The sequence below is a fragment of the Ulvibacter litoralis genome, assembly GCF_900102055.1.
Classification (GTDB): Bacteria; Bacteroidota; Bacteroidia; order Flavobacteriales; family Flavobacteriaceae; genus Ulvibacter; species Ulvibacter litoralis.
On record NZ_FNBA01000001.1, the window covers coordinates 627,369 to 649,095 of the forward strand.

Annotated in this window: 14 protein-coding genes; 7 read left to right on the forward strand and 7 right to left on the reverse strand. The window is 37.8% G+C overall.

Annotated elements, in window-relative coordinates; translation table 11 throughout:
• Window positions 1-38 precede the first annotated feature (38 nt).
• From panC to BLQ00_RS02980, 4 genes are all read left to right on the forward strand, one after another.
• Window positions 39-884 (forward strand): pantoate--beta-alanine ligase, encoded by an 846-nt coding sequence (panC, locus tag BLQ00_RS02965; protein WP_093140296.1) that lies wholly within the window; start codon window positions 39-41, stop codon window positions 882-884.
• 79 nt (window positions 885-963) lie between these two features.
• Window positions 964-1,311, forward strand: a complete 348-nt coding sequence (gene panD, locus BLQ00_RS02970; protein WP_093140299.1) for an aspartate 1-decarboxylase — start codon at window positions 964-966, stop codon at window positions 1,309-1,311.
• Between the two features lies 1 nt (window position 1,312).
• Window positions 1,313-2,278, forward strand: a complete 966-nt coding sequence (locus BLQ00_RS02975; RefSeq protein ID WP_093140302.1) for a lysylphosphatidylglycerol synthase transmembrane domain-containing protein — start codon at window positions 1,313-1,315, stop codon at window positions 2,276-2,278.
• Window positions 2,279-2,342: 64 nt separating this feature from the next.
• Window positions 2,343-3,491 (forward strand): alpha/beta hydrolase, encoded by a 1,149-nt coding sequence (locus BLQ00_RS02980; RefSeq protein ID WP_093140305.1) that lies wholly within the window; start codon window positions 2,343-2,345, stop codon window positions 3,489-3,491.
• A gap of 171 nt (window positions 3,492-3,662) precedes the next feature.
• On the opposite strand, the gene BLQ00_RS02985 is transcribed toward BLQ00_RS02980, so the two are convergent.
• The 3 genes from BLQ00_RS02985 to BLQ00_RS02995 form a co-directional block, all read right to left on the reverse strand.
• Complete coding sequence (locus tag BLQ00_RS02985) at window positions 3,663-7,682, reverse strand: T9SS type A sorting domain-containing protein (RefSeq protein WP_093140308.1); 4,020 nt, start codon at window positions 7,680-7,682, stop codon at window positions 3,663-3,665.
• Between the two features lie 331 nt (window positions 7,683-8,013).
• Entirely contained in the window at window positions 8,014-8,664 is a 651-nt protein-coding gene (locus BLQ00_RS02990) for a response regulator (protein ID WP_093140310.1), read from the reverse strand.
• Window positions 8,661-10,661, reverse strand: a complete 2,001-nt coding sequence (locus BLQ00_RS02995) for a tetratricopeptide repeat-containing sensor histidine kinase (RefSeq protein WP_139149351.1) — start codon at window positions 10,659-10,661, stop codon at window positions 8,661-8,663. Before BLQ00_RS02995 ends, BLQ00_RS02990 begins: the two co-directional genes overlap by 4 nt.
• Window positions 10,662-10,870: 209 nt before the next feature.
• Between BLQ00_RS02995 and radA the strand changes: the two genes are divergently transcribed.
• Both radA and BLQ00_RS03005 read left to right on the forward strand, forming a co-directional pair.
• Window positions 10,871-12,232 (forward strand): DNA repair protein RadA, encoded by a 1,362-nt coding sequence (gene radA, locus BLQ00_RS03000; RefSeq protein WP_093140316.1) that lies wholly within the window; start codon window positions 10,871-10,873, stop codon window positions 12,230-12,232.
• An 89-nt stretch (window positions 12,233-12,321) separates the two neighbouring features.
• Window positions 12,322-13,686, forward strand: coding sequence for an acyl-CoA dehydrogenase family protein (locus BLQ00_RS03005; protein WP_093140318.1), 1,365 nt, complete (start codon window positions 12,322-12,324; stop codon window positions 13,684-13,686).
• Here BLQ00_RS03005 and BLQ00_RS03010 read toward each other — a convergent pair.
• The 3 genes from BLQ00_RS03010 to BLQ00_RS03020 are packed head-to-tail and all read right to left on the reverse strand — an operon-like array spanning window position 13,683 to window position 16,524.
• A complete protein-coding gene (locus BLQ00_RS03010; protein WP_093140321.1) occupies window positions 13,683-14,720 on the reverse strand; it encodes an NADP(H)-dependent aldo-keto reductase in 1,038 nt (345 codons plus the stop codon). The two genes, BLQ00_RS03005 and BLQ00_RS03010, sit on opposite strands and share 4 nt — an antisense overlap.
• 43 nt (window positions 14,721-14,763) lie before the next feature.
• Window positions 14,764-15,717 (reverse strand): OmpA family protein, encoded by a 954-nt coding sequence (locus tag BLQ00_RS03015; protein WP_093140323.1) that lies wholly within the window; start codon window positions 15,715-15,717, stop codon window positions 14,764-14,766.
• 42 nt (window positions 15,718-15,759) lie between these two features.
• A complete protein-coding gene (locus BLQ00_RS03020; protein WP_093140326.1) occupies window positions 15,760-16,524 on the reverse strand; it encodes an exodeoxyribonuclease III in 765 nt (254 codons plus the stop codon).
• 177 nt (window positions 16,525-16,701) lie between these two features.
• On the opposite strand from BLQ00_RS03020, the gene BLQ00_RS03025 reads away from it, so the two are divergent.
• Window positions 16,702-20,118 carry a hypothetical protein gene (locus BLQ00_RS03025; protein WP_093140329.1) on the forward strand — a complete coding sequence of 1,139 codons (3,417 nt, stop codon included), beginning with the start codon at window positions 16,702-16,704 and terminating at the stop codon, window positions 20,116-20,118.
• Between the two features lie 60 nt (window positions 20,119-20,178).
• Here the strand turns inward: BLQ00_RS03025 and BLQ00_RS03030 are convergent, their stop codons facing one another.
• A complete protein-coding gene (locus tag BLQ00_RS03030) occupies window positions 20,179-21,714 on the reverse strand; it encodes a glycine--tRNA ligase (RefSeq protein ID WP_093140332.1) in 1,536 nt (511 codons plus the stop codon).
• Window positions 21,715-21,727: the final 13 nt, after the last annotated feature.

The window sequence follows — 21,727 nt, forward strand, 5'->3', positions numbered from 1 at the left end:
TGTAATATATTAATATTGCGGGTCATTAATTCAAAATTATGGGTGTCTATACCAACCGCGAATCTCTTTCAAATGCCCTTTTACCCTTCAGAAAAGGAAAAAAAATTGGCTTTATCCCAACGATGGGCGCTCTGCACAATGGGCACCTATCCCTTGTAAAACAAGCACTTAACGAGAATGATTGTGTGGTAGTAAGTATTTTCGTAAACCCTACACAGTTTGACAATAAAAAGGATTTAGAAAAATACCCTAGAAACTTAGACGCAGATGTTAAATTTCTATCCCAACTAGAAGGAACCCTCTTTGTTTTTGCACCAGAAGCCTCTAATTTATATAATGGCCCAGTCATTTCTAAAAAATATACCTTCGGAAACATTGAACATGAAATGGAAGGAAAACACCGAAAAGGACATTTTGACGGTGTGGGTACCGTAGTAAATTTATTGTTTCGAGCCGTAATGCCCGATCAAGCTTATTTTGGAGAAAAAGATTTTCAGCAATTGCAAATCATTAGAAAATTAGTGGCTATTGAAAAGCTTCCTATTCGCATTGTAAACTGTCCAATTGTTAGAGAACCCAACGGTTTGGCAATGAGCTCAAGAAACAAACGCCTCACAGAACAACAATTTAACGACGCAGTTCTTATCAACAAGACACTTTCCGAAGTAAAAGAAAAATTTAGCGCCCTTTCCATTCCAGCATTAAACAAATTGGTTGTGGAACGGTTTTTGAAAAACACTTCATTAAAAATCGAATATTTTGAAATTGCGAACGAACGAACTTTAAAAACTGCAAAAAGAAAATATAAAAACAGCAGTTATAGAGCTTTTATAGCTGTCTATGCCGGCGAAATTCGCTTGATAGACAACATGGCATTATCATAATTTAAGCTATATATTTTCAACGAATCGCATTTTCAAGGTCAAAATTTAGAATTGTAAACCCTTTTAGTATCTTTGCCCCATGTTAATACACGTAGTAAAATCTAAAATTCACCGAGTAAAAGTTACTGGTGCAGACCTCAACTATATAGGCAGTATCACTATTGATGAAGATTTGCTGGACGCCGCCAATATTATTGAAGGTGAAAAAGTGCAAATTGTAAACAACAATAATGGAGCACGTCTTGAAACATACGCTATTCCAGGACCTCGTGGAAGTGGCGAAATAACCCTTAATGGCGCTGCAGCTCGTAAAGTTGCCCCAGGTGACATCCTTATTTTAATCACCTACGCTATTATGGAACAAGAAGAAGCGAAAGCATTTAAACCTTCTCTTGTATTCCCAAACGACGATAATTTACTCACATAACGTGAACAAATTTCTTGGTAAATTTTTAAAAATTGCCTTACCCTTAGGGTTAGGTGTCTTTTTAATTTGGTATATCTATACCTCATTTACCCCCGAACAACTCGCCGAAACACAATCCTATTTCAGTAAAGCGAACTATGGTTTTGTACTTCTATCTGTTTTGTTCAGTATTTTAAGTCATATCTCGCGTGCGTATCGGTGGAGTTTTATACTAGAACCTCTAGGATACCGTCCAAAATTAGCAAACAGCTTCATGGCTATTTCTGTAGCCTACTTAATGAATCTTTTAATTCCGAAGAGTGGAGAAGTATCACGCGGAATTATACTCGACAAATATGAAGATGTCCCGTTCGAAAAAGGGTTCGGCACCATTATTTCTGAAAGAGTGGTAGATCTTATTTTCTTACTTGCCTTTGCCTTAATGGCGCTAATTTTAAAATTTGACCTTCTTTCTGAATACGTCACAAATAGCATCCCGTCTAATGCAATTTACCTTCTTGTTATAGGTGGAATCTTGTTGGGTCTTGTCATTATCGCTTTTCTGAAGTTTTCCAAATCGAAAACGAACTTAAAACTTAAAAGTTTCGTCATCGGGCTGAAAGACGGCGTTTTTAGCATTCTTAAAATGAAGAAAAAGGGGGCTTTTATTTTTCATACGTTTGTAATTTGGGGACTCTACCTACTTTCGTTCTACACCGCTTTATATGCACTCCCAGAAACCTCTCATATTGGCTTCGGAACCATTATTATTGCCTTTGTTGTTGGTAGTTTTACCTTCGCTTTTACCAACAGTGGTTTTGGGACTTATCCAGCCGCATTAGCAGGTATTTTAGCCGTATTTGGTGTCGCTAAAACAGCAGGCGTTGCTTTTGGTTGGATTGTTTGGACTTCAAACATTGCTTCCATTTTAGTAATAGGCTGTTTATCCCTAGTATTATTACCTATTTACAACGCTTCAAAAAAATAAGCAGTAGCTGAAAATAGTCCGATTATAAATTTTGTTATCTTTCAGATTGAAAAAAACATCAATTATGAAAAACATACTTGTACTATTTATTTGTCTTTTGGGAAGTTTAGGTGCTTCAGGACAAATAATTTACGAAGAATTCAATTCTACTAAACTAGGCGAATCTAGACGGTTAAAAATTCAATTACCTCGAAACTACGACAGCAATACCGAGAAAGTGTACCCAATTGTTGTGGTTCTTGATGCCGATTATCTATTTGAGCCTGTTGCAGGAAATGTAGATTACTTTAGCTATTGGGAAGACATGCCCGAATCTATTGTGGTAGGAATTATGCAAGGAGATACGCGCTATGACGATTGCTCCTACGACGAAACAAATTATTTTCCAGCAGATAAAGGTGCCGACTTTTTTGAATTTATCGGACTAGAATTGATTCCGCACATCGATAAAACCTACCGTACTGCAAAATTTGTAATCGCTGTAGGACACGATTTTACTGCAAACTTTATCAATTATTACTTATACAAAGACCCACCATTATTTAACGGGTACATTAATTTAAGTCCAGATTTAGCTCCTGGAATTGATATGAGCCTTCCAGAACGTATTCCACACGTAAAGTCTAAAATATTTTATTACTTGGCTACAGGAACAGACGACATTCAAGGACTTATGGAAACTGCTGAAGAACTCAACACTTCTTTAAAAGGTCTGAAAAGTGACACGTTTACCTATTTTTACGACAATTTTGAGGGCGCTACGCATTACTCCTTAGTAGCTCGAGGAATTCCAAATGCATTGGAAAAAATATTTGCGGTGTACAGACCTATAAGCAAAAAAGAATATACCGATGTGTTAATGAAAACCGAAACTCCTATTCATGAATATTTAAAAGAAAAATACAAAACGATTGAAGACCTATTCGGACTTACCAATCCAATTCGTATCAACGATTTTATTGCAACTGGACGTGCTTCTGAAAAAAGAAAACAATTAGAGTCGCTAAAAGAAATTGCCGAATTGGCTAAAAAACAATATCCCGATTCTGTGTTAGGAAATTACTTTCTAGGACGCTATTATGAAGAGTCTGGAGAACCAAAAAAAGCAATGCGAACTTTTCAATCTGGTTTTGACAAAGAGGAAGTAGATTTTATAACCGTAGACTTATTATTAGAAAAAGCAGATAAAATAAGAACCGATTTCGGGTATTAATTTCTTTTCCTTCTGAAAAATAAAAAAGCTGTCTAAAAAGTAATTTTTAAGTCTGTTCGAACACAATCGAGAACTTAAATTTATGATGGTCAATCAGATTCGACCCCACTCGACCTGATACATTGATAAATCATTTCTTTTTAAACAGCTTCTTTTACAACTGGTTAGTTATTAGTTTTTAATTAGTTGTTTTGTTATCGTTCCTACTGAAGATTTTAAAACCACAAAATACGTCGCACTAGATAATGTTGAAACGTCTATCGTTTTATTCTCTTTTGTTTGTTCCAAATTTGAGTGCAATAACACTCTTCCTGTCGCATCATAAATATCAATCTCTTGTAACAATACTCCATAAGGCACACTAATAGTTAATTGGTCCTGTGCAGGATTTGGAAACAAGCTTATTCTATTTAACATATTATCGGTTGTTCCTAAAATTTCAGATTTAAACTGAAGTATAAATCGGTTGTTATAGGTTCCTGCTGTGGCTGTAAATTGATAATCACTCTCCGATAAGTTGGTTGTAATTCCTAAATACGTATCTACTAAATAAACGGTGGAAGCTTCTAACGCCAAGCCTTCCATATTTGCAATGGAAATAATATACGGCAAGCCTTCATCTACTTCTAATTGTGTAGAAAATCCGAGAGGAATATAACTGTCAGCATCAAAAGCTTCTCGCGATTGGATGCTAAATTCGCCACTTCCATCTTCTAGATGCGAGTACAACGAAACTACCGTTGCCAACCTTCTACTATCGTATCCATTATCGATACCTGCGGTAGCATTTTCAGTAAAACCAATTAAAGCCGTATTTTGCATCGTATAGGTTCTATTCTGAACTGAAAGCCAAATTTTATTTACTTCGGAATCATCAAAACGAAGTGTATTGTTATTAGACAATCTACGCATCGAATTGGTAAATAGTGCCGATCCTGAAGCAGTTGCTTTAATTCCAAACCCTTGCCCTGTTGAAATAAAGCCGTCAGGTTCAGAATCTACTCCTGAAGGATCACTGGCAGCAGCAACACCTCCCATTAAATTATACATAGAAATATCCTCCATGCTAAAATTCATTCCGTTATACCCCGGAAGTGAAGCATTTGGAGACGTAAAATGTTCCCAAAAATAAACCTCATCTACCATTGCATTTTGATTAATAAAATCGGTAGCGGAGATGGATGAAGCATACGGATTTGCTAAAATATTCGGACTGTCATTTTTTGTGGTGTTATACGCTACTGGAAACGAAATGTCCCCATTATTCAAGGTTCCTTCAGAATATACCAAATCGTACGAGGTGTCTCCATCGGTGATCGACGCTTGAGGCCAAACTAAAAACCCTTCCGAAGCATTAATAACCCCAGTGTATAGCGACCAATTATCTCCATTGTCGTCTGCAAAATTTTCAGCATCAGGAAATGCAGCTGCAACCGTTGCATCTGGAACAAAATTAGCAGTAGTATGATGTAAAACTCTAAAAGCATTTCCGAAGACATCGTCTCTTGTTTCCGAATCCATCGGACTCCCAAGTACCATAAAATCTCTTGGTTTTAGAACTGGTGTGGTTACATTTACATTGATATCGCCATTATTAAGTGCTATGGCGTCAGCATCACGTTGCACTAAATTTCCTTGATGATTTACATTTAGGGTTCCATTTACATTTACCCCATACCCTACTTCAATATAATCATCTGCCTCAACGGTCACTACTACTCCGGTGTCGATATACAATGAACACGCAGAGAAACTACCAAAATCTTCTGTGTTATAATTCACTCGAATAATTGCATTAGTCGTTAAATTTGGCTCGGTTGGCGACCATATTCCAGAAATAAATTCGGTAGTAGCATTACAACTAGCCAAAGGCGCTTCAATGGCTTGAATTCTGAAAGTAATTTCATTCGCTAAATCCGCTCGTTTTGATAAACGTATATAATATGTGGTTCCTGCAGTTAAACTAAAAAACAATCCGTCATCAGAAAAACAACTCAATTCTGTACCACCACAACTATCAAAAAGAGAGACACCTTCTGAATTTGAAATATTTGACACTTCTATATTTCCATCTACAGGCATTACAAACTCATACCAAAAATCTAAATTAACAATAGATGTATTATCACAACTAGCATTCATACTTTCGGTGGCTCTTCTAAAATCGTTGGTATATTCTGAATAGGTTACAACCCCCACATCTATAAACGAAGCTGAAGCGCAAGTATCGTTTTCTAATGCTTCAAAAGCCTGCAAATCAAAAGAAGAGTTATTTGCAAAAAGGGTTCGTTCGGCATAGCGCAATACATAGGTTGTACTTTCAGTTAAGCCATAAAAGAAATCATTCCCAGTAAAACAATACAACTCTGTTCCCTCACAGGCATCGTACAAAGTAAAGGTTTCAGTATTTGCGGCATCAGTAATACGAATATTACCCGTAACAGGCATGGTAAACTCATACCATACATCTAAAAAATCAATAGAAGTTGAGGTTTCACAATTGGTCACAAAATCGGGAGCTGTAGGACTAGCAGCACTAAAATCAGCGCTTACTGTTGTAGTGGCAGCCGTAGTAACCGAAATTGTTTCCTTATTTTCACAATCGTCATTTGCGATACTAGTATATGCCTGAATATCAAAATCAGAGCTATTCGCGAAAAGTGTTCGCTCCGCATATCGCAACACGTAAGTGGTGTCTTCAGTTAAATTATAAAAGAAATCATTCCCAGAAAAGCAGTGTAACTCTGTGCCTTCACAGGCGTCATACAAGGTAAAGGTCTCTGTATTTGCAGCATTTGAAATTTGAATATTACCCGCAACAGGCATGGTAAACTCATACCATACATCTAAAAAGTCAATAGAAGTTGAAGTTTCACAGTTGGTCACAAAATCGGGAGCAGTAGGACTAGCCGAACTAAAATCGGCACTTACTGTTGTAGCCGCAGCAGTAGTAACTGAAATTGTTTCCTTATTTGCACAATCGTCATTTGCGATACTAGTATATGCTTGAATATCAAAATCAGAGCTATTCGCGAAAAGTGTTCGCTCCGCATATCGCAACACATAAGTGGTGTCTTCGGTTAAATTATAAAAGAAATCATTCCCAGAAAAGCAGTGTAACTCTGTGCCTTCACAGGCATCATACAAGGTAAAGGTCTCTGAACTTGCGGCATTTGAAATTTGAATATTACCCGCAACAGGCATGGTAAACTCATACCATACATCTAAATAGTCGGCAGAAGTTGAGGTTTCACAACTGGTTATAAAGTCTGGAGCGGTAGGAGTTGCCGCGCTAAAATCTGTACTTACGGTTATAGGTGCAGTCGTCGTAACGGAAATTGTCTCTCTATCTAAACAATCATCATTTGCGATACTGGCATATGCCTGAATATTAAAATTGGAGTCGTTTGCATAAAGGGTTCGTTCTGCATATCGCAACACATAAGTCGTACTCTCCGTTAAATTATAGATGTATCCACCACCAAAAAAACAGCGTAATTCTGTTCCTTCACAAGCATCGTACAACGTAAATGACTCCGTACCCCCTGCATTTGAAATTTGAATATTTCCATCAACTGGCATCGTAAATTCATACCAAACATCTAAATAATCGGTAGAAGTTGAGGTTTCACAACTGGTTATAAAGTCTGGAGCGGTAGGAGTTGCCGCGCTAAAATTGGCATTTACTGTTGTCGTGGTAGCTGTCGTAACCGAAATGGTTTCCCGATCGGAACAATCGTCATTTGCAATAGTAGCATATGCCTGAATATTAAAACTAGAGTTATTTGCGTATAGTGTACGCTCTGCATATCGCAGCACATAAGTCGTACTCACCGTTAAATCATAGATGTATCCACCACCAAAAAAACAGCGTAATTCTGTTCCTTCACAAGCATCGTACAACGTAAATGACTCCGTACCTCCTGCATTGGAAATTTGAATATTTCCATCAACTGGCATCGTAAACTCATACCAAACATCTAGATAGTCAGCCGAAATTGAGGTTTCACAGTTGGTTAGAAAATCTGCCGCAGTAGGAGTCGCTGTTCCAAGAGCAGCCGATGTGTTTGTTGTCCCCGTTGTTGTTACGGTAATGCTAATTCTATCAGCACACGCATCATTAATGGGGGTTTGCGCAAAAGTTTGAAAGGAACTAAAAAAAAGAAAAAGTAGTAGTAAAGGTGTTTTCATACGATAGTTTTTAGAAAAAATTAAAAAACAGCTTACTTAAAAAAACAACTCCAACCATAAGGAAGAAGCTATTTACTGTGAGGAGTTTAGACGACCAATATTATAAAAAAAGAAAAGAAAATTGCTCACTGAAATCTAAGAGAGATAAAAAGTACCTGTTTTCAGTTAGGAAAAATCGTACACAAAAAACCCTTTTACAATAAAGTAAAAGGGTTCTAATTTGGTTAGTCACTAAATCTTATAAACAAATGTAAACTTTAACACTTGCAATATAGAGTTAAGTATCATAGCATGATATACGTATAATCACGTATTTACTACGTGTATGCTCTTAGAGTTCTAAAATCACATTTCTATTCGATATCACCCAATTAATCAACGAATTACTTCCCTTTTCTAGGTTTAATTTCACAATAATATTGCTTCGGTGTTTTTCAATGGTTCGAGTTGAGACACATAATGATTCTGCTATTTCGTTATTTTTCTTTTGAAGTGCGGCTAATTTTAAAATGGTTACTTCGGAAGGTGTTAATAGGCTCAATTTTTTTACTTCTTCGGAAGCTTCATTAACAATACTATTTCTAAAAGAGGAACTAAAATAAACGCGATTGTTCAAAACCGATTCCATACATTTTTCAATCTCCAAAAAGGAATCTTCTTTTAATAGATACCCTTCAATTTGAAGCGTTTTTGCCTGTGCAATATAGGACGTCTCTTTATGAAATGACAATACAATAAACTTTGTTGTAACCCCTTTTTCCTTTGCTTTTTTAATCACCTCAAAACCGGTTAACAAAGGCATATCTATATCTAACAAGGCCAACGTTGGCTCATTTGTTAGTATTTCTTCTAGAGCTTTCATTCCGTTTGAGACACTATTTATAACCCAATACCCATTTTCTATTAACTCGTCATTCAAGCCTTTTAAAAGTATTGGATGGTCGTCTGCAATTAGTATGGATACCTTTTTCTTCTCAATCATTTAAACGTAGGAATTATTAATTGGATTGTTGTTCCTTGATTATTTTTACTGCGAATATCTAAGCTCGACTTTATAATTTTGGCGCGCTCCATTAGGGTTTTCATCCCTAGACTTGTGGCTAGCTTTAGTTTTTCAGAATATTCAAAACCTTTTCCATTATCTACAATTATGGCCTCAACGGCATTGTTTCGGTACTCAATAGTTACTGAAGCCGATTTTGCTTCAGCATGTTTTACCATATTATTTAAAACTTCTTGTAAAATTCTATAAAGATGTAACGATGTTTCTTTCGATAATAAATCGTCTATATTTTCAATTTCATTGGTGAAAAATATATTCGTGTTTGCATCTACTTCATTAACCATCGATATAATTGCCTCTGTAATCCCTAGTTTTTCTAACGTGATGGGATGCAATCCTCTAGAGATACTACGTAATTCTTCCAACGTATTTCCCGCCAGGCAATCTATTTCAAAATCGCCAAAGCGTTTGGCTTGCTTGGTTAACAACATTAATTTTTGTCCAACACTATCGTGAAGTTCACGAGCTACTCTTGTGCGTTCTTCTTCTTGCGCTTTTATTAAGTCTTGTGAAAAGTCTTCTTGTAATTTTTGACGTTTTCTCGCGGCATTTCTAGATCGTGCCAAAACAACAACGGCAAAAAATGCCAACATTCCTATACCCCCAAAAAGAATTAACTGATTTTTAATTTTATTTTGTGCATCTAACAGCGCAATATCACGCTGTTGTGCTTGAATTTTAGCATCTCTCTTCTCTGTTTCATAAAGAGTTTGGTAATACGACAACCCTCTTACTTTTTGAACATTTCCAATCGAGTCTTTTAATGCTTCATAATTTTTAAAATGAGCATACGCTAAAGTATTATTCCCAAGAGCTTCATACACATCGGCTAGAAACTTTTCTCCTCGTTGAATTTCCTCAAAATGTGAGCCTTCTTTTTTAATAGAAAGATGCTCCTTACCGTATATTAAAGCATTAGCATAATCTTTTTTCGCAAAAGCTAAGTGTTTTAAAGCGTCTAGATAGGGCTCTTTATTTTTTCCTTGCGTGTTTTGTTCTGGAGACTTCTCAATTTCTTTTATATAAGATTCGGCAACAGAAACACTGTCTATTTTCGAATAAGCAATAGACAGTCCTGCTAATAACATGGCTTCGTAATATTCCGGACTTCTCGATTTTTTTGAAGCGTCTAAGGCTAATTTTAATTCTTTAATTTGCTCTTCATTATTTCCTTGTTTACCAGCGTCTGTTGCAGCATTGTAATAAAAGGAAACCAAATGTCCCTCACTTTTAATTTTTTTGGCAAGTACAATAGCTTCATCTCTTTCTGCTTTTGCTTCTTTAAAAAAATTATTCTGACTGTATAACACTGACAAGGAATTCCTCGAGCTAATAATATTGAAGGTGTCATTTGTTTTCTGAAAAATCTTTCGAGCTTCTTGTAGCAATCGAGATGATTCAGAAAAATCTCCCCAATTACTCAATGTAGCTGCTTTGTATAGCTTTGCCAAACCTACAAACCGATCGTCTTTCGCTTTTACAGCATTCGTTTCAGCCAAATCATAATATCCAATGGAGTTGTCATAATCTTCAAGAAAAAAGAAACTATCGCCGCCTTCAATATAAAATTTCGCCAACGCTGTATAATCTTTAGTTTTTTCGGATGTTTCTAAAAAATCTAAAAAAAGTTGCTTTCCCTTTTCTGGATTTCCTTTAATATTATTCTGAAAAAAAATAAGGTTCGCTGTTTGCCAAGTTGCAATACCAATCGAATCTATTTCTAAAGCGTATTGAACCGTAGCTTTAACAATTGAATCATTTTCAAAATTTGTATTGGAAGAGATATAATTAGACAAACTGTCCATTAATTGAAGCTTTTCCCCTTTATGAGATTGCTCAATTTTAAGAAGTAATGTGGCTATTTCTTTTTCTGAATCATCCTCTTGACCAGAAACGATCGTACAAAGTAATAGCACGAAAAATAATATCGTTTTTTTCACGGGGAGTAAATCAATTAGTTAGTACTCACAAATATATCACTTTTAAGCTCAATCCCTTTTAAGTATAAATACGTATATTCTAAGTTAAAAAAGAGGGTTTCAATTTGCAAATTCAAAATCTGGAATAATGCGATTTAATTTTCTTTACTACGCAGGTAAATATTGCTACTTTAGCTGAACGAATTATGGCAAAGACTAAAACAACTTTTTTCTGTCAAAACTGTGGCGCTCAGTTTGCAAAATGGCAAGGACAATGTACCTCATGTAAGGAATGGAACACCATTGCTGAAGAAGTCATTCAAAAAGCCGAAAAAGCAAGCTGGAATCCCTCTGAAGCTCCTTCAAAGCGAGTGGCAAAACCACAAAAAATAAGCGACATTACTACGGCTTCCGAAGCGCGTTTAAACACCAAAAACAACGAATTAAACAGAGTGCTTGGTGGCGGACTCGTACCAGGATCGCTCACCCTTTTAGGAGGGGAACCTGGAATTGGAAAAAGTACGTTAATGCTTCAGATTGCCTTGCAATTACCGTACAAAACACTCTATGTTTCGGGAGAGGAAAGTGCACAACAAATTAAAATGCGCGCCGAACGTATTCATCCAAATTCTGAAAATTGTTACATTTTAACCGAAACAAAAACACAACATATTTTCAGAAATATAGAACAAATGAACCCCGATATCGTGGTGATAGATTCTATACAAACCCTACACACCGATTATATTGAAAGTAGTCCTGGAAGTATTTCTCAAATTCGTGAAACTACGACCGAACTTATAAAATTTGCCAAAGAAACAGCGACTCCTGTGATATTAATTGGTCACATTACCAAAGATGGAAACATTGCCGGACCTAAAATATTGGAGCACATGGTCGATACCGTACTTCATTTTGAAGGAGACCGCAACCATGTGTATCGTATTCTTCGCGCCAATAAAAACAGGTTTGGTTCTACCAACGAATTGGGAATTTATGAAATGCAAGGAAGCGGTTTACGTGAAGTATCGAATCCTTCCGAAATTCTAATTTCCAAAAACGACGAAGACCTCAGCGGAACCGCCATTTCGGCAACGTTAGAAGGCATGCGTCCGCTTATGATCGAAATTCAGGCGCTGGTAAGCAGTGCTGTGTATGGTACACCGCAACGAAGTGCTACAGGATACAATGCCAAACGTCTCAACATGATTTTAGCCGTTTTAGAAAAGCGCGCCGGATTTAAACTAGGCGCAAAAGATGTCTTTTTAAATGTAACTGGTGGAATCACAGTAGACGACCCAGCCATCGATCTTGCCGTGGTCGCAGCAGTTTTGTCTTCAAATATTGATATTGCCATCGATAAAACGATGTGCTTTGCTGCCGAGGTCGGACTTGCAGGCGAAGTGAGACCCGTTACTCGTGTGGAACAACGTATTCTTGAAGCCGAAAAACTTGGATTTACCTCTATTGTGATTTCAAAATATGCAAAGCTTCCGAAGCAAAACTACAACATCAACATTATTAAAGTAGCCAAAGTACACGATGTGGTGCACCATCTTTTCGGATAATACTGCGTTAAATAATTCAGTATTAACAATTTCTTAGGCGAAAGTAAACACAGGAGCGAGTATCTTTAAGAGACTCTAAAACTCGTACTATGTCTATTTTCTCAAAAATTAAACAGACTATTTCGCTCATGCAGGAAGTAGATCTAGATGCTTTAGCTAAAATTTCAAAAAAAATAAACATTCCTGAAGTCATGTCAGCCGTGGGTGAATTGGACGATACCCAATTAAAAGGCTTGATGAAAATGCTGAAAACACAAGGAAAAAGAGGGCAACACAAATTACCTCCTATCGATGGCGATTTTTACGACCTCAGCCTAAAACTGAGTCAGGAAGAACGCGATATTCAGATAAAAGTACGCAATTTCATGGAAGATGAAGTAAAACCCATCGCCAACGAATATTGGAATAAAGCCGAATTCCCACACCATATCATTCCTAAAATCGGTGCGCTTAATATCTGCGGAATCGCATATGAAGGTTACGGTTGCCCCAATCAATCTTTTTTAATGGAAGGCGTACTCGCCATGGAACTTGCCCGCGTAGATGTTTCTATTTCCACTTTTTTCGGGGTTCATAGCGGCTTGGCAATGGGCTCTATTTATCTCTGCGGAAGCGATGCTCAAAAAGAAGAGTGGCTTCCTAAAATGCAGCGTATGGAAGTGATTGGTGCGTTTGGCTTAACCGAACCCAATGTGGGATCTGCCGTTGCTGGTGGCATGGAAACTACCTGCTATAAAGAAGGAAACGAATGGATTTTAAACGGCGAAAAAAAATGGATAGGAAACGCAACTTTTAGTGATATTACAATTATTTGGGCAAGAGAAAAAGAAACCAATCGCGTAAAAGGTTTCATTGTTCGAAAGGAAAATCCAGGCTTTAAAGCCGAAAAAATGGAAGATAAAATGGCCCTTCGTACCGTTCAAAATGCGAAGATAACACTCACCGATTGTCACATTCCTGAAAGTGATCGTCTTCAAAAGTGTGATAGTTTTAAAGACACTGCCAAAGTGCTTAAAATGACACGTGCTGGTGTTGCGTGGCAAGCGGTGGGTTGCGCTAGAGGTGCCTACGAAAGCGCCTTAAAATACACCAAGAAAAGAGAACAATTTGGTCGTCCCATTGCGGCTTTTCAACTGATTCAAAATCATTTGGTAGAAATGCTCGCAAACCTTACTGCCATGCAAACCATGTGTTTCCGTCTTTCAGAATTACAAGACCAAGATCTTCTTACCGACGAGCAAGCTTCGTTAGCCAAGGTATTTTGTAGCATGCGAACTCGCGATGTGGTAAGTCGTGCACGCGAAGTCATGGGTGGCAACGGAATTTTACTTGAGTACGACGTTGCGCGTTTTGTAGCAGATGCCGAAGCCATTTACTCTTACGAGGGCACCAAAGAGATCAACACCTTGATTGTTGGTCGTGCAATTACAGGATATAGCGCCTTTGTAGGTTAAGATGCCGGATTCGGAATGCGTGCGTGAACTTGGTTTATTTCTTTTAAAATTTCTTCGGAAAGGGTTACGTGTACGCTTTCAATATTTTCGGAAAGTTGTTGCATTTTAGTTGCGCCAATAATTGTGGACGTTACAAAGTCTTGTTGCCGAACAAACGCTAATGACAACTGTGCTAAACTGAGTTCGTGTTTTTTAGCAATGTCATTATAAGCGCGAATTGCTTCAAAAGAGCCTTCACCGTGATATCGTACATAATTTGGAAACAATGTAACACGTGCATCTGAAGGGGTTGCGCCATTGAGGTATTTTCCGGTAAGTTGTCCAAAAGCAAGTGGCGAATACGGTAAATACCCAACATTTTCTTGCAACAATACTTCCGAAAGGCCAATTTCATCTCTCCTATTGAGCAAGTTATACGCATTTTGAACCGACACCATTTTCGTGGCTCCTTTACGCGATTCTTCCATGTAGCGCATCAGTCCGTAAGGCGTTTCGTTGGAGAGTCCGATGTGTTTAATTTTACCCTCTTTTACAAAACTTTCGAGACGCTCAATCACTTCGGAAAAGTTATCCTTCCAAGCTTCATTTTCACTATGATCGTACTCCCGAACTCCAAAAATATTGACCGCACGCTCGGGCCAATGCAGCTGATACAAATCTAAATAATCTGTTTGCAAACGCTTTAAACTTTTATGCAATGCGTCTTCCAAAGAAGCTTTGCTAAAATCTAAAGAGTCTCTTAAATAGGCAAATCCGCGCGATGGACCTGCAATTTTAGACGCCAAAACCACATTTTCTCGTTGGCCTGTTTTAGCCAGCCAAGTCCCTATGAATTTCTCGGTAAGACCCTGCGTTTCTTTACTTGCTGGAGCAGCATACATTTCGGCAGTATCTATAAAATTAACTCCTTTATCAAAGGCAAAATTAAGTTGTTCGTGCGCTTCTTGTTCGGTGTTTTGTTGCCCAAACGTCATGGTTCCAAGGCATATTTCACTAACGTCAAGATCGGTATTGGGTAATTTTGTGTATTTCATGTAAGCGTTTAAAAGCGATTTCTAGTACAACAAACTGCGACTCCTAAATCTCGTTTAATAATTTGTTTATTTCGTCAAGTTTTGGCGTTAAAATCACTTCAATACGTCTGTTTTTAGCGCGTCCTTCCGAAGTATTATTTGGAGCAATCGGTGCGTATTCGCCACGCCCTGCTGCTGTCAGGTTGTCTTTTAAGATAGATCCATTTTGCGTTAAAATAGTAACCACTGCGGTAGCTCTTTTTGCAGAAAGATCCCAGTTATCTTGTAGTGTTCCATTACCACCATACGGTACGTTGTCTGTATGCCCTTCAATTAAAACGGCAATCTCTGGATTGTCGGCCAATACTTTTCCTAACGCCACTACGGCTTCTTTTCCACGACTGTTCACGGCCCAGCTTCCACTTTCAAACAACAATTTGTTTTCCATAGAAACATACACTTTTCCGTCGCGTTGCTCTACGGTTAAGCCATTGCCTTCAAAATTGGTAAGCGCTGCCGAAATTGCATTTTTCAAGGCCTTCATTTTTGCATCTTTTGACGCAATGATTCCTTCCAATTCATCTACACGTTGTGAACGCGCAGCCAAATCGCTTTGAAGCTGCTTCAATCGCTCCGCTTCTGCCGTTAATGCTCTTTCTTTTTCCTCTAGTTGGGTTAACAGGTTTCTGTTCAGTTCTAAATTTTCAGTAAGCGAAGAAGAACTGTTTTTTTCCAAGGCATCGTACGAATCTTTCAATCGTTTGTAGTTACTTTCTGAAGCAGACAAATCCATCGCCAACCTACTTTTTTCAGCATTTAATTCGTCTAATTTTTTCTGAAGATTCGCCAATGTATAGGTATCTGCGTTGCCTTCAGCGCCATCTAACTGCGACATTAAATCTTCATTTTCAGACTTAAGGGATGCGTATTTGTCTTTTAAATCTTCGTAGATTTTTGAAGAGACACAAGAGGTGGTCATTGCAACAAGTGCAATTCCGAAGAAAATATTTTTAATCATTTAAATGCTATTGTAGGTTACTATTGGGTTTTAATTTTTAGACTATGCAAAAGAGAGCTCCACCAAATGCGGACAGTGATCACTATGCATCGCTTCTGGTAATATAACGGCGCGTTTCAAGTTTTCTTGTAAAGGTTGCGACACCATATTGTAATCGATACGCCATCCTTTATTGTTTGCGCGAGCATTAGCCCTGTAGCTCCACCATGTGTAATGGTCGGGCTCTTTATTAAAATGACGGAACGAATCTATAAATCCGCTCTCCATGAAATTTCCAATCCATTCGCGTTCAACAGGTAAAAAGCCAGACACATTTTTGTTGCGAACTGGATCGTGAATATCGATTGCTTCGTGACAAATATTATAATCGCCACAAATCACCAAATTCGGAATTTCTTTTTTCAGCTCATTAATATAGTCTTGGAACAATGCCATAAATTCAAATTTATGCTCCAAACGGGCAATATTGGTTCCACTTGGCAAATACAAACTCATTACTGAAACATTTTCAAAATCGACACGAATGTTCCGGCCTTCAAAATCCATAGACGGAATTCCTGTTCCGTAGGCAATATTTTTAGGCTTCTCTTTGGTAAAAATAGCAACGCCACTGTAGCCTTTTTTCTGAGCACTAAACCAATAATGATGGTAACCAGCCGCTTCAATTTGATCTACTTCCACTTGATCCATATTGGCTTTGGTCTCTTGAATGCAAATAACATCTGGATTGGCTTGTTGCAGCCACTCGATAAAACCTTTGCGCATGGCTGCTCTAATTCCGTTAACGTTGTACGATATAATTTTCAAAATGATTGATTGTATTGCCCTTTTTGTGTGATCTTACCTGTAAAAACAAGCTAAAAAGGAATTGCTATTAAAAACTACTAATTTAAATAACATTGTATTTTTACACGGTACAATCGCAGAACTATTTTTAAAAAACAATCAACAAAATAAACTGCGCTGTGAGTAGTTCTATAAGTAATGAAAATATACCTGTTCCTTTTTGCGTTTTGCTTGGCTTCTTTAGGCTATGCTCAAGATACTACGGCTACGTATCGCACGAAGAGAATTGCGGTTACCGACACCATCGTTTTAGACACGGTAAGTATTAATCCTGCTCGTTTTGAAATGAAGGATCACTTCGGAAAGGTAATAGACACCACACAATATACCGTAGATTATAAAAAGGGAGTTGTCTTTCTTTCTGAAAGTTTGCAACAAACAACCGACACCTTGGTCATCGATTATTTGCGCTACCCGAATTTCTTAACCCGTAATTATTTTACGGTAGACCCTAAAGTGATTGTTCCCAATACAGGCAAAATAGACCGTTTGTATTCGTTACAACAAAGCAACTCTAACAAAACCTTTACCCCTTTTGACGGTTTAAATACCGCAGGTAGCATTTCGAGAGGAATTACCATCGGAAATAATCAGAATGCAGTAGTAAATTCTGAATTAGACCTTCAAATTACAGGAAAATTAAGCGACAAGGTTTCTATTAGAGCCTCCATTCAGGATGCTAATATTCCCACGCAAGAAGGTGGTTATTCGCAAAGCTTGGACGAATTTGATCAAATTTTTATCGAACTCTACAGCGACAATTGGAACATTCGCGCAGGTGATGTTGATTTGCAAAATAGCAACAGCTACTTCGGACGTTTCAACAAAAAAGTACAAGGTATTTCGTTGAGCGGTTCTGTAACACATAAAAGTGGCGCCAAAACAACGGCGTATGCTGCTGGTGCTTTAGTGAGAGGTGTGTTTGCTAGAAGTGCTTTTGTGGGACAAGAAGGAAACCAAGGTCCATACAAATTAGTAGGTCCTAACGGAGAACTCTTTATTTTAATTGTCTCGGGAAGTGAGCGTGTTTATGTGAATGGATTGTTGTTAGAGCGAGGCGAAAACGAAGATTACGTTATCGATTACAACGCAGGGGAACTTAAGTTTAATGCGACCTATCCGATTACTGAAAACATGCGAATTTCGGTCGAATATCAATACACCGATAGAAATTACACGCGTTTTATTGGGTATGGCGGCGGAAACTATACCAGCGACAAACTCGATATTGGAGTTTATGTTTATTCTGAAAACGATGCTAAAAATCAGCCGTTACAGCAAAATTTATCCGAAGAGCAAGTCGATATTTTACAAGTGGCTGGAGACAATCCAGATTTAATGAATGCACCATCGGCAGTGTTGGACAGTTATTCTGAAAACAAAATATTGTACCGTAGAGCGATTCAAAACGGGGAAGAAATATATATATTTTCAACCAATCCGGAAGACGAATTGTACAGCGTTCGATTTACGTTGGTGGGCGATCAACTAGGGAACTATGTGTTAAACAGCACCAATGCGATTAACCGCATTTTTGAATATGTGGCACCGATAAACGGCGTTCCTCAAGGAAATTACGAACCTATTATTCAATTAAGTGCGCCTACCAAATTACAAATTGGTGGTTTGAATGGAAGCTACCATCCTTCAGAAAAGACTAGAATCGACTTTGAAGTGGCGGGAAGTAAAAATGACCTCAACCTGTTTTCAAACATCGACGACAGTAATAATAATGGCTTTGCAGGAAGACTAAACGTAAAACAAATCCTTCTTACTACTGCAGACACCTTGCAAGTAAAAGCATTTGGGTCTATCGATTTTCTAAATGAAGACTTCAGAAACATTGAACGGATTTACAATATTGAGTTTGCCAGAGATTGGAACCTTACCGACCCCTTAGGAAATCAACGATTTGTTACAACTGGACTTGAAGTTTCAAAACCAAATGTAGGTGGTGCACAGTATTCGTTTCAGAATTTAGATTACTCTGAAAACTTCAAAGGGTCCCGACACGAAATAGTTTCCGCAGTACAGTTAAAAAAGCTTCAAACGAATACCAATGCTAGTTATTTAGATAGCAAAGGCGCTACCTATGATTCGAAATTTTTCAGACTTCACAACAAGACGGTATATTCTTTAAATAAAGCGTGGGTAGGTGCAAAAGTAAGTATAGAAAATAACAAAGTAAAAACCATCGCCAATGACAGCCTAACGCCCTTAAGTCAGAGTTATACATCCTACGAAGCATTTACCGGAATTGGAGACAGTACGGGTGTTTACATAGAAGCTGGATACCAACATCGCGTGAATGATAGCTTGCGAAATTTGGCACTTACCAAGGTGAGCACGTCGCATACGTATTACTTAAAATCGAAACCTATTAATGGTAAAAATGCACAGCTCACACTTTATGCAAATTATAGACTTCTGAAAGATGAATATGGTGACGAAGCTGACGATGCTTCCTTAAACTCCCGTATTTTATACAATCAGTCGCTTTTAAACGGCGGAATTCGGCTGAATACTGCTGTTGAAACCAACAACGGTGTAATTCCGCAGCAAGAATACACCTACGTTCAAGTGGAAGCTGGAAATGGTGTTTATACGTGGATTGACTACAACCAAAATGGAATTCAGGAATTAGAAGAGTTTGAAATTGCACAGTTTCAGGATGAAGCCGAATACGTTCGCGTGCTATTGCCCAATCAGGTGTTCTTGAAAATTAGAGAAAATAAATTCAGTCAGATTGTGACGTTAAATCCGCAATCTTGGTCTTCAAAAGAAGGGTTTCAGAAGATACTATCACGCTTTTACAATCAGACCTCCTATATCATCGATCGGAAAATAAAACGTAAAGATGACAGTTTTGAAGTCAATCCGTTTCAAGATGGTGGTGAAGATCAGCTTGGGTTAACGCTAAATTTCAGAAATGCGTTATTTTTTAACCGCGGAAAGCAACGATACACCACAAGCTACACCTATTTATCTACTTCGAGCAGTAATTTACTATCGCTTGGACTTCAGGAAAACAAATTGAAAAGTCATCAGCTAAGTTTTAACCACAAACTATGGGAAACTTGGTTGGCAAATGTAAAAGGGACGTTAGGAAGTAACGAAAGTATTTCCGACAATTTTGTAGCTCGAAATTACACATTAGACACTTACGAAATAAACCCGAAATTGTCCTACTTACTAAACAATCAGACCAGTTTTGATGTGTTCTATCAGTTTTTAAACAAACGCAATCAGTTGGGCGATATGGAAACGTTGGATCAGCAAAAACTAGGATTTTCATTCTCGTACACCAATGCTGAAAAAATATCGATCAATGGTGAGTTTAATTACATCGACAACGACTTTTCGGGAAGTGCTTTTTCTCCCGTTGCCTATCAAATATTGGAAGGATTGCAACCTGGCGTCAATTATACGTGGCGCTTGTTATTTCAGAAGCGAATTACCAAATACTTGGATGCTAATTTGTCGTACTTCGGAAGGGATAGTAAAAACGCGAATACCGTTCACACCGGAAGTGTACAATTAAGAGCTTATTTCTAAAAAAAACAGCTTCAATTATAAAACTGAAGCTGCTTAGATATGTATTATAAAGTTTACTGCTTACGGAAGCCATTTTTTAAATGAAATCGTTTCTTGCATTTTCTCTGAAATTTCAGAAATAGCAATACGCTCTTGCTCCATCGAATCTCTATAGCGAATCGTTACCGTGTTGTCTTCTTTGGTTTGATGATCTACCGTAATACAGAAAGGAGTTCCGTTAGCATCTTGGCGTCTGTAACGTCTTCCAACAGCGTCTTTTTCATCATAGATTACATTGTAGTCCCACTTTAGGTCATTGATAATACCTTCAGCAATTTCTGGCAAGCCATCTTTCTTTACCAATGGCAACACTGCAGCTTTAACTGGAGCTAAGATAGAAGGTAGTTTTAAAACGGTACGTGTGCTTCCGTCTTCCAACGTTTCTTCTTGCAATGCTTTGCTAAATACCGCTAAAAACATTCTATCTAAACCTATAGAAGTTTCTACTACGTATGGCGTGTAGTTTTTATTAGTTTCATGGTCAAAGAACTGTAGTTTCTTTCCCGAATGCTCTTCGTGAGCTTTTAAATCGAAATCGGTACGCGAGTGGATTCCTTCTAGTTCTTTAAAGCCAAATGGGAAATTAAACTCAATATCGGCAGCAGCATTTGCGTAATGTGCTAATTTTTCGTGATCGTGGAAACGGTAATTTTCTTCCCCCAATCCTAACGAATGGTGCCATTTTAAACGGGTTTCTTTCCAGTATTCATACCATTTCATTTCTTCGCCTGGACGTACAAAAAATTGCATTTCCATTTGTTCAAATTCACGCATTCTAAAAATAAATTGACGCGCTACAATCTCGTTACGAAAGGCTTTTCCTGTTTGAGCAATTCCGAAAGGAATTTTCATTCTTCCCGTTTTTTGAACGTTCAGGAAGTTCACAAAAATACCCTGTGCTGTTTCTGGACGTAAGTACAAATCCATCGCGCTATCTGCAGAAGCTCCTAACTTGGTTCCAAACATCAAGTTAAACTGACGTACATCGGTCCAATTTTTAGAACCTGTATCAGGATCGGAGATTCCAAGCTCTTCAATAAGTGCTTTTACATCGGCTAAATCTTCTTTTTCTAAAGACCTCGCCATGCGCTCTAAAATTTCTTTTTGCTGTGTTTTATAACGAACCACACGATCGTTGGTTGCTACAAACTGAGCTTCGTCAAAGCTTTCGCCAAAACGTTTTTTTGCTTTATCAATTTCCTTTTGGGCTTTTTGATGTAGCTTTTCGGCATAGTCTTCTACTAAAACATCGGCACGATATCTCTTTTTCGAATCTTTATTGTCGATTAAAGGATCGCTAAACGCATCTACGTGTCCAGAAGCTTTCCAAGTAGTTGGATGCATCAAGATTGCTGCGTCTATTCCCACAATATTCTGGTGCATATACACCATACTGCGCCACCAATATTCTCTAATGTTCTTTTTTAGTTCGACTCCATTCTGTGCATAATCATACACAGCACTAAGTCCGTCGTAAATTTCACTAGACGCAAAAATGTATCCATACTCCTTTGCGTGTGATATTACCTTCTTAAACTGATCTTCGTTATTTGCCATAGTCTCGCAAAAA

Bases quoted from the DNA above. Each gene is read 5' to 3' on its own strand.
- panC (WP_093140296.1), top strand. From the start codon at position 39: ATGGGTGTCTATACCAACCGCGAATCTCTTTCAAATGCCCTTTTACCC.
- panD (WP_093140299.1), top strand. From the start codon at position 964: ATGTTAATACACGTAGTAAAATCTAAAATTCACCGAGTAAAAGTTACT.
- BLQ00_RS02980 (WP_093140305.1), top strand. From the start codon at position 2,343: ATGAAAAACATACTTGTACTATTTATTTGTCTTTTGGGAAGTTTAGGT.
- BLQ00_RS02985 (WP_093140308.1), bottom strand. From the start codon at position 7,682: ATGAAAACACCTTTACTACTACTTTTTCTTTTTTTTAGTTCCTTTCAA.
- BLQ00_RS02990 (WP_093140310.1), bottom strand. From the start codon at position 8,664: ATGATTGAGAAGAAAAAGGTATCCATACTAATTGCAGACGACCATCCA.
- radA (WP_093140316.1), top strand. From the start codon at position 10,871: ATGGCAAAGACTAAAACAACTTTTTTCTGTCAAAACTGTGGCGCTCAG.
- BLQ00_RS03005 (WP_093140318.1), top strand. From the start codon at position 12,322: ATGTCTATTTTCTCAAAAATTAAACAGACTATTTCGCTCATGCAGGAA.
- BLQ00_RS03010 (WP_093140321.1), bottom strand. From the start codon at position 14,720: ATGAAATACACAAAATTACCCAATACCGATCTTGACGTTAGTGAAATA.
- BLQ00_RS03015 (WP_093140323.1), bottom strand. From the start codon at position 15,717: ATGATTAAAAATATTTTCTTCGGAATTGCACTTGTTGCAATGACCACC.
- BLQ00_RS03025 (WP_093140329.1), top strand. From the start codon at position 16,702: ATGAAAATATACCTGTTCCTTTTTGCGTTTTGCTTGGCTTCTTTAGGC.
- BLQ00_RS03030 (WP_093140332.1), bottom strand. From the start codon at position 21,714: ATGGCAAATAACGAAGATCAGTTTAAGAAGGTAATATCACACGCAAAG.